The sequence below is a fragment of the Stenotrophomonas sp. HMWF003 genome, assembly GCF_003061285.1.
Classification (GTDB): Bacteria; Pseudomonadota; Gammaproteobacteria; order Xanthomonadales; family Xanthomonadaceae; genus Stenotrophomonas; species Stenotrophomonas maltophilia_AP.
The window spans coordinates 1-9708 of sequence record NZ_QAIW01000416.1 but is presented as its reverse complement, the minus strand read 5'-3'; the positions used below and the strand labels follow the sequence as shown (position 1 = coordinate 9708).

Sequence of the window (9708 nt, the reverse complement as noted above, 5' to 3'; positions counted from 1 at the left end):
GCACCACCACCGTCCGCGCCGACCGCCTCACCTTCGCCAATGCCACGTGGGCCAAGACCCCGCAGATGGCCAGCGCCGACCGCGCGGAAATCGCCATCCGCGTCTGGCCCCTGCTGCGCGGTCAGGTCCATATCCCCGAAGTCCGCCTCACCCGCCCCGACCTGCTGCTCGAAACCGGTCCCGGCAAGGACACCCCCGGCAACTGGGATTTCCTCGGCCCGTCCACCGGCAACCCGCCGCAGCTGCAGCGCCTGCTCATCGACGATGGCCGCCTCAAGTTCCTCGATGCCGCCGGACGCACCGATGTCCTGGTCGCCCTCAACAGCGGCAAACCGCGCAGCGCAGACAGTGCACCGCCCCTGCTGGTCAACGGCAAGGGGCGCTGGAAAGGCAACCCGTTCACCCTCGACGGCAGCACCGAATCGCCGCTCGAACTGACCAACAGCGACCACCCGTTCCGCATCCATCTGGACGGCCGCGCCGGCGGCACCCATGCCATCGCCAGCGGCACCCTGACCAACCCCTTCGCGCTGCGCACCTTCGATCTTGAACTGATGCTCAGTGGGCAGGACATGGAAGACCTGTTCCCGCTGATCGGCGTGGCCATGCCCTCCACGCCGCCGTACCGCCTGAAGGGCCGGCTCAAGCGCAACAACGACATCTGGCGCTACGAGAATTTCACCGGTACCGCCGGCGACAGCGACCTGGGCGGCACCGCGCAGATCGACGTGGGCGGCGAACGCCCGTTCCTGAAGGCCGACCTGGTGTCCAAGCGCCTGGACTTCGATGATCTGGCCGGCTTCATTGGTGCGCCCCCGAAGACCGGCGCCGGCGAAACCGCCAACGCCGAACAGAAGGCCAAGGCCGCCGCGCTCGCCGCGCGCGCCAAGGTGCTGCCGGACACCCCGTACAACCTGACCAAACTGCGCGCGATGGATGCCGACGTGCGCTGGAAAGCCCAGCGCATCAACTCGCCGGTGCTGCCGCTGGACGACATGGACGCGCACCTCAAGCTGGAGGGCGGCCTGCTGCGCCTGGAACCGCTCAACTTCGGCGTGGCCGGCGGCGACATCCGCAGCACCATCCGCATGGACGCGCGCAAGGACACCATTTCCACCCAGCTGCAGGCCAGCCTGCGCAAGATCCAGCTCGGCAAGCTGATGCCCGATTCCAAGCTGGCCGAACAGGCTTCGGGCGGTATCAGTGGCGACCTCACCCTGGCTGGCACCGGCAACTCCGTCGCGGCCATGCTGGGCAGTTCCGATGGCAACGTCGCCCTCGGCATTGGCCGCGGCCATGTCGGCAACCTGGTCATGGAGCTGGCCGGGCTGGACGTGGCCGAGTCGCTGAAATTCCTGTTCACCGGCGACAAGCAGATTCCGCTGCGCTGCGCGTTCGGTGATTTCGGCGTGGCCAACGGGGTGATGACCTCGCGCGCGCTCGCCTTCGATACCACCGATACGCTGATCGTCGGCGAGGGCACCGTGGACCTCAAGCAGGAACAGCTGGACCTGCTGCTGCGCCCGCGGCCGAAGGACATCAGCATCCTCGCCCTGCGCTCGCCGCTGCGCATCGGCGGCAGCTTCAAGGACCCCTCGTTCCGCCCGGACTTCAAGGCGCTCGGCATCCGCGGTGCGATCGCGCTGACTCTGGGAAGCATCGCCCCGCCCGCCGCGCTGCTGGCCACCATTGAAACCGGCCCGGGCAAGGATTCGAACTGTGGTGGTCGTTACGCGAAGTGAGTGCGGCCAGGTCAGCGTACCGACCAACGGTCGGTACCTACCGGGAGCGGTGTGCGTGTATCGCTGCAGCCTGCTCGCGCGCCGCGATTACGCACGAGGTAGATGTCGACCGTTAGGCGGCATGGATGCCGCCCACGAGCCCCCACGGATGGGTTCACGGCGTGTCCTGCACCGGCCTGCCCATGGGCTCAGCCACGTGCCAGCAACGCGCCAACCGCGCTTACTTACCCCGCGACGATGTACTGCTGCAGCTGGTCCAGCTTCTGGGCCTGCTCGTCGATCACCGATTTCACCAGGTCACCGATCGAGATCACGCCCACCACGCTGCCACCGTCCACCACCGGCAGGTGCCGGATCCGGTAATCGGTCACCAGTTGCAGGCAATGCTCCACCTGCTCGGACAGCGCCACCGTCACCACCTTGGGGGTCATGATGTCGCTCACCCGCGTGGTCCGCGACGAGCGCTCATGCAGCACGATCTTGCGCGCGTAATCGCGCTCGGACAGGATGCCGACCAGTTGCCGGCCGTCCATCACCAACACCGCGCCAATCCCTTTTTCAGCCATCAGGCGGATCGCATCGATCACCGCCGATTCCGGGCCTACCGCGAAAACCTCAGGGGACTTGCCGTCCAACAGCTGTCGTACCGTGGTCATCTCGTTGCTCTCCACCGATGGGATGCACGGCCGAGTCTGCCACGAACGGTGCCTGCCAGGTGTCAACCAGGTACAGCGGACGCTGCTTGGACTCGTCGTACAAGCGCCCCAGGTATTCCCCGATCAGCCCCAGCGCAATCAGCTGCACGCCGCCCAGGAACAGGATCGCCGCCATCATCGTCGGCCAGCCCGCCACGCGGTCGCCATACAGCGCCGCCTTGGCAACCACCCAGACCGCGAACACGAACGCCACGCTGGCCGTCAGCAGGCCCAGATAGGTCGTTACCCGTAGCGGCGCGGTCGAAAAGCCGGTGATGCCTTCCAGCGCGAAGTTCCACAGCTTCCACAGCCCGAACTTGCTCTGCCCCACCAGCCGCGCGTGCCGATGGTAGGGCAGCGCCTTGCGCCGGAAGCCCACCCAGCCGAACAACCCCTTCATGAACCGGTGGCGCTCACGCAGCTGCCCCAGCGCCTGCAGCGCGCGCGGCGACAGCAGCCGGAAATCGCCGGTGTCGGCCGGAATGGGGGTCTTGGACAGCCGCCCGATCACCCGGTAAAAGGCCGCCGCCGTGCTTCGCTTCAACCAGCTTTCGCCGTCGCGGGCCAGCCGCGTGCCATACACGTTGTCGTAGCCCTGCCGCCACAGCGCGACGAACTCGGGGATCAGTTCCGGCGGATCCTGGCCATCGGCGTCCAGGATCATCACCGCGCCGCTGTCGACGAAATCCAGCCCCGCCGTGAGCGCGGCCTCCTTGCCGAAGTTGCGCGACAGGCGCAGCACCCCCACGCAGGGATCCGCATCGGCCAGGGCCTGCATCACCGCCCAGGTGGCGTCGCTGCTGCCGTCGTCCACGTACAGCACCCGGCCGTCGATGTCGTGCAGCCCGTCCAGCACCGCGCGCAGGCGGGGGTGCAGCCGCGGCAGCGCCAGGGCTTCATTGTGGGCAGCGATGACCAGGGTGAGGCGTTGGACCGTCATGCGGCGATTGTAGCCTTGCCCCGTCACCTTCATGAATCGTCAGTCGTCGGCCAGGTAGCCGCTTCCGCCCAGCTGCCGCGCCTGCCGCTGGATCCACGCCGCGCGGCGCTGCACATAGGGCCCCGGCCTGGACGCGTTGTAGCGCCGCGGCGCCGGCAGCACCGCCGCCAGACGGGCGCTTTCGGCCGGACTCAAGCGCGCCGCGTCCTTGCCCCAGAACTGGCGTGCCGCCGCCTGCGCGCCGTAGATGCCATCGCCGAACTCGGCGATGTTGGCGTACATCTCCAGGATCCTCGACTTCGGCCACAGGGCCTCGATCAGCACCGTGTACCAGACCTCCAGGCCCTTGCGAACCCAGCTGCGGCCCTGCCACAGGAACAGGTTCTTGGCCACCTGCTGGCTGATCGTGCTGGCCCCGCGCAGCCGGCCGCCCCTGGCATTGTGGTCGCGTGCCTTCTCGATGGCCTGCAGGTCGAACCCGTTGTGCACGGGGAAGCGCTGGTCCTCGGCGGCCACCAGCGAAATCGGCAGGCTGGGTGCCATCTGGTCCAGGTCGCGCCACTGGTAGTGCAGCCGGTAATCCCACTCGCCCTGGCCCAGCGCCTCGCCGTACCGCCACAGCATCACCGTGGACACCGGCGGGTCGATGAACCGCAGCACCAGGACCTGCAGCACGCTGAAGGCGGCAAACAGCACCGGCAGCCATAGCAGGCGCTTCCAGTGCCAGCGTCGCGGGCGCGACGGTTCCAGGCCCGGTTCGGCCTTGAGGTTGCTGCGCTCTGCCCCCATTAGTGGTGCATCCTTTGCTTGCACGGTTGTCGGCGCATTATCCGGCAACTGCATCCCACTTCGCGCGCCCATAGAACCGATGACCGCCCAATCCGACACCCTTGTCCGTTTCCTGCTCCCCGATGCCGGCGTCCGCGGCGTGCATGTGCACCTCGATGCGACCTGGGCTGAAATCCTCTCGCACGCGGTCTACCCGCCGGCCGCCGCCGAACTGCTCGGCGAAGCCGCTGTCGCCTCGGCGCTGTTCACCGGCCACACCAAGGTCGATGGCCGCCTGTCGATCCAGCTGCGCAGCAACACCGCCATGCGCACCCTGTTCGCCGAATGCACCGCCGCCGGCACCCTGCGCGGCATCGTGCAGCTGGCCGACGGTGGCGGCGATGCCCCGCGCGACCTGACCACCCTGGGCGATGACGCGCTGCTGGCCATCACCATCGAAAACCCGGGCCTGGACCCGCGCGAACCGCAGCGCTACCAGAGCCTGGTGGGGCTGACGGCCGCCGGCCTGGACGAAGCGTTCGAAGACTACTTCCGGCAGTCCGAGCAGCTGCCCACCCGCCTGCTGCTGGCGGCCGACGGCACCCGGGCCGCTGGCCTGCTGCTGCAGAAGCTGCCCGGCGACGAAGGCGACAACGACGGCTGGTCACGCGCCAGTGCCCTGTTCGAGACCCTGGGCAAGCAGGAACTGCTGGACGTGGCCGGCAATGACCTGCTGCACCGCCTGTTCCATGAAGAGAAGCCGGAACTGCTCGGTGAGCGGGGGCTGCGCTTTGCGTGCTCGTGCTCGCGCGAACGGGTGGAAGGCATGCTGCAGTCGCTGGGCGAGGAGGAAGCCCGCGCCGCCGCCGAGCCGACCGGCGCGGTGGACGTGCGTTGCGAATTCTGCGGACAGGAGTATCACTTTCCGTTGACGGAGTTCGCCATACTGTTCAGCGACACCGGTGTTTCCCCACCGGCACCTGAACGGCTTCAGTAATCGCCGCACGAGTTTTGTTCTGGGGAGAACCAAGACTTGTTAAGAATTCATAAACGCCCTAGGATCAGTGTCCCGCTTCGGCGGGAACTTGTGCTCACCGCTGCTGTCTGAGAGTTCCCATGCGTTCCCTTCTGCGTCTACCGCTGGCCCTTGTGATCGCCCTCGCCGCGATCACGGGCGCGCATGCGCAGAACAAGCCGCGCCAGGACAGCACCGTGATTCCGGTGTGGAACAAGGGCAGCGGCAAGGTCGAGGCCCTGCTGTACCTGGAACCCACCGGTGAACAGGCCGTTGGCGCGCGCTGGCACTTCGGCCGCAGTTCGCTCGACGCCGCCTTCGGGCTGTCCTCGGGCGACTCGCTGGGCCTGCTCTGCAACAGCAGCCGCGGCACCAGCATCAGCGGCCTGGCCAGTCATTGCATGCTGGCCAGCCTGGGCGATGACGATGACAACACCTCGTTGAGTCGCCGGGTCAGCGGTACGGCGGCGTTCAACCGTCCGGGCGGTCGCCTCGGCATCACTGCGGGCACCGGCCGTGACACCCTGCCGGCCTGGTTGGCCGGCCCGAACAAGTCACCGGCACTGCGCGCCGAACAGAACGACCTGACCGTGTTCGGCCAGAAGAACATCGGTCGCGAAGGCTTCGTCTCGATCGGCGGCACCTACGCCAAGGCACGCCTGGTGCCGCTGTCCGATGCGTCCCCGGCCATCGTGGACCGCTGGGACAGCAAGAGCCTGACCATCGGCGCCGGCTACGGCAACTTCAGCGGCAACATCATCGGCCGCGTGGTCGACGTGCCCGGCCAGCCCGGCAAGTGGGAAGGCCTGGGGGTCGGCTTGACCTGGCGCACGCCCTGGAGCGGCCAGCTCACCGTAGGCGCCGAGAACGTGATCACGCGCGGCAAGAATCCGTTCGCCCCGCGCAACGAGAGCACCGACGAAGGCACCGTGCCCTACGTCCGTTACGAACAGGATCTTTGATCGACGCGCGCCGTGTGGCGCCGCCGAACCAGTAAAACGCGCGCCTCACGGCGCGTTTTTTTTGCCTGGAACCACCCCCGCGTGGACCACGTCGGCCCCACGCGGCGGTCAAGCGCTGCACACCGTGTATCGCCACCGCCGCATACGCCCGTAAATGGGACGTGACGACACCGTTCGATACATACCGTTACAAATCAACTGCAACTATTTTCATCACAAATACTTAACCAATGAGACAAAAAGGTCCTTGAGCCTCGGAAAATCATTGATCCACAACGACTTTGCCGAATTTAACCCAGTTCACACCCTTCATTAACGTGGCTTTAATTCTCTCCAGTCGGCAGTTACTATCGAGTCAGCCTCGTGGTGATTGGCGCTCATTTGGTGCCGCCGCAGGCAAACACCCCAGTGAATACCCAAGATTCCCTTGGAGAGAGAGAGCAATGAATTTCAAATCCAACAAACTGCGTGACGCGGTGATCATCGCGCTGGTCGCGACGGGCGCCACCGGCGCCGTGCAGGCCCAGGAAACCGAGACCACCGGCGCAACCAACCTCGACCGCATCCAGGTCACCGGCTCGCGCATCCGCTCGGTCGATACCGAAACCCAGCAGCCGGTGCTGGTCATCAGCCGCGACACCATCGAGCACTCCGGCGTGACCAACGTCGGCCAGCTGCTGCAGAACATCAGCGCCAACAATGGCTTCTCGATGAATGCACAGGTGAACAACGGCGGCGACGGCTCGTCCGGCGTCAACCTGCGCGGCCTCGGCGCTGCACGCACCCTGGTGCTGGTCAACGGCCGCCGTTGGGTCAGCGCCCTGGATGCCTCGGTCGACCTCAACACCATTCCGATCGCGGCGGTTGAGCGCGTTGAAGTGCTGAAGGACGGCGCCTCGTCGATCTACGGTTCCGACGCCATCGGCGGCGTGGTCAACCTGATCACCCGCAAGGACTACGAAGGCGCGGAAGCCCGCGTGTACGTGGGCCAGATGGGTCCGGGCGATGGCCAGCAGCAGGCCTACGACTTCACCTTGGGCGCCAACAGCGACCGCGGCAACATCCTGTTCAGCGCAAGCTACAGCAAGGATGACGCCGTGATGGCGCGCGACCGCGCGATCTCGCGCAACCCCACCTTCGGTCTGACCCAGCGCAGCTCGGTCTCGTCCTCGGGCGTGATCTGGCAGCCGGTCGATGCCGCCGGCAATGCGATCTGGCCGGGGCAGTTCACCAACGAAGACGACTACTATGCCGCGCTCGACAGCGTCGACATGAGCGTCATCAACAACGGCGCCGATTCGCGCGACCTCGCCAACTACCACCCGTACACCACGGCCGGCGACGGCTACAACTACGCCTCGGACAACTACCTGCTGACGCCGTCGGAGCGTCGCTCGCTGTTCGTGCAGGGTGCCTTCGACATCACCGACTCGGTGACCTTCCGTTCCGAGGCGCTGTACAACCAGCGTGAGTCCGAGCAGGCGCTGGCCGGTTTCCCGGTCACCGAAGGCTTCTACCTGGCCGGCACCCGTGGCCTGGACAAGGACAGCTACTTCAACCCGTACAAGGGCACGGCGCAGGCGCGTGACCTGGATTACGGCCGCCGCTTCACCGAGCAGCCCCGCATCTACAACCAGGACGTGAAGACCTTCCACTTCTACGGTGGTCTGGAAGGCGTGTTCAACTTCGGCGACCGTGCGTTCAACTGGGATGCCGGCTACCGTTACAGCCGTACCGACCAGAACGACCGCATGCGCGGTGACCTGAACACCCTGAACCTGAACGCTGCCACCGGCCCGTCCTTCATGGACACCGACGGCGTGATCAAGTGTGGCGCCCCGGGCGCGATCGTGGCGGGCTGCATCCCGATCAACCCGCTCAGCACGGCCGGTTCGATCAACCAGGAACAGCTGGACTATGTGATGTTCACCGCACATGACCAGTACCAGAACCTGAGCAAGAGCTTCACCGCCAACCTGGCCGGCGATCTGTTCCAGCTGCCGGGCGGCATGGCCGGCTTCGCACTGGGCTTTGAAAACCGCAAGGAAAGCGGCTACGACGATCCGGACGCCCTGGTCGCCGCCGGCTACACCTCCGGCAATGCGCGCAAGGCCACCGCCGGCGCCTACACGCTGGACGACGCCTTCCTCGAACTGGCCCTGCCGCTGCTGTCCGACCTGCCGGGTGCCCAGCTGCTGGAGCTCAGCGCCGCCACCCGCTTCTCCGACTACAGCAACTTCGGCCAGACCACCAACAGCAAGTTCGGCTTCAAGTGGAAGCCGATCAACGACCTGATGGTGCGTGGTAACTGGTCCGAAGGCTTCCGTGCGCCGTCGATCACCAACCTGTACCGCGGCAACAGCGACAGCTACATCAACTTCGGCGATCCCTGCTCCTCCGACTGGAGTGGCTACACCGCGGAAGTGCAGGCCCGCTGCGTCGCCGGTGGCGTGTCCCCGACCTTCGTCCAGCAGACCAACGCTGGCCTGGGCTACGGCGGTCAGACCATCTTCCCGTTCACCCTCGGCGGCAACCCGGACCTGGGTCCGGAAACGGCCACCAACTACACCCTGGGCTTCGTCTACAGCCCGAGCTACCTGCAGGGCTTCGACATCGCGCTTGATTGGTACAAGATCAAGATCGAAAACGCGATCAGCACCCCGTCCTCGGACTTCATCCTGGACCAGTGCTACGTTGCTCCGGATGGCGATCGTAGCTACTGCGACAGCAGCTACTTCGTCCGCGATGGCGCCGGCCGCATCACCAACATGTTCCTGCTGCCGCGCAACCTGGCAGAACGTGAAGTGGAAGGTTTCGACCTGAGCGTCCGCTATCGCCTGCCGGACACCGCGTGGGGCAGCTTCTCGTTCAACTGGGATAGTGCCTACGTCTCCAGCGACAAGTCGCGTGCCAACAAGGACGCAGAGTGGGAGAACGCAGTCGGCATCTACACCCAGGACACCCCCGGCTGGCGCCTGAGCTCCAATCTGACCACCGATTGGACCCTGGGTGACTTCGGCGTGACCTGGACGATGCGCTACCGCTCTTCGCTGTCGGAAAGCTGCATCGGCACCAGCGCTGCGTACCTGGCCGCCGGCCTGTGCTCGGATCCGGACAAGCTGGGCCTGGCCGGCCAGCCGGACCCGCGCAACCACATCGAGTCGGTGCTGTACCACGACGTGGAAGGCCGCTACAACCTGCCGTGGAACGCCACCGTGGCCATCGGTGGTCGCAACGTGTTCAAGAAGGATCCGCCGCTGGCGGGCCGCGCCTTCGCCAACACCTACGACTACTCGTATGACACCCCGGGTGGTTACTACTACATGCGTTACACCCAGCGCTTCTAAGCGGGGCGTGGCGTAAGTGACACAGTGGCCCCGGAAACGGGGCCACTTTTTTTTCCCGCACACCACGGTCAAGCCCATGCCCGCCCCTTTGCCCCCGCCCCTGTCGGCACTCATCGAGCAAGCCCACCAGCTGGCCGCCTCAGGCAACCCCGGCGCCGCCGAACGCTGCTTCGAGCAGGTACGACAACGCGACCCGGACAACCTGCAGGCACTCAATTTCATCGCGCTGTGCCACAGCG

Annotated in this window: 7 protein-coding genes; 4 read left to right on the top strand and 3 right to left on the bottom strand. The window is 66.1% G+C overall.

Annotated elements, in window-relative coordinates; genetic code table 11:
- Window positions 1-1742, top strand: a 1742-nt coding sequence (locus DBR34_RS17835) for an AsmA family protein (RefSeq protein ID WP_258224093.1), incomplete at its 5' end; no start/stop codon positions are given.
- A gap of 224 nt (window positions 1743-1966) precedes the next feature.
- On the opposite strand, the gene DBR34_RS17830 is transcribed toward DBR34_RS17835, so the two are convergent.
- From DBR34_RS17830 to mtgA, 3 genes are read right to left on the bottom strand one after another with little or no spacing between them, the layout of a single operon-like run.
- Complete coding sequence (locus tag DBR34_RS17830; protein ID WP_128097776.1) at window positions 1967-2398, bottom strand: CBS domain-containing protein; 432 nt, start codon at window positions 2396-2398, stop codon at window positions 1967-1969.
- Window positions 2358-3377, bottom strand: coding sequence for a glycosyltransferase family 2 protein (locus DBR34_RS17825; protein ID WP_128097775.1), 1020 nt, complete (start codon window positions 3375-3377; stop codon window positions 2358-2360). The genes DBR34_RS17830 and DBR34_RS17825 overlap by 41 nt, the downstream gene beginning before the upstream one ends.
- A 39-nt stretch (window positions 3378-3416) precedes the next feature.
- Entirely contained in the window at window positions 3417-4166 is a 750-nt protein-coding gene (mtgA, locus tag DBR34_RS17820) for a monofunctional biosynthetic peptidoglycan transglycosylase (RefSeq protein WP_128097774.1), read from the bottom strand.
- Between the two features lie 79 nt (window positions 4167-4245).
- Between mtgA and DBR34_RS17815 the strand changes: the two genes are divergently transcribed.
- From DBR34_RS17815 to DBR34_RS17805, 3 genes are all read left to right on the top strand, one after another.
- On the top strand, window positions 4246-5142 hold the full coding sequence (locus DBR34_RS17815; protein ID WP_128097773.1) for an Hsp33 family molecular chaperone HslO: 897 nt from the start codon (window positions 4246-4248) through the stop codon (window positions 5140-5142).
- Between the two features lie 119 nt (window positions 5143-5261).
- A complete protein-coding gene (locus tag DBR34_RS17810) occupies window positions 5262-6122 on the top strand; it encodes a hypothetical protein (protein WP_128097772.1) in 861 nt (286 codons plus the stop codon).
- A 443-nt stretch (window positions 6123-6565) separates the two neighbouring features.
- The gene (locus tag DBR34_RS17805; protein ID WP_128097771.1) at window positions 6566-9469 is read left to right on the top strand and encodes a TonB-dependent receptor; all 2904 of its coding nucleotides are present in this window, start codon (window positions 6566-6568) and stop codon (window positions 9467-9469) included.
- Window positions 9470-9708: the final 239 nt, after the last annotated feature.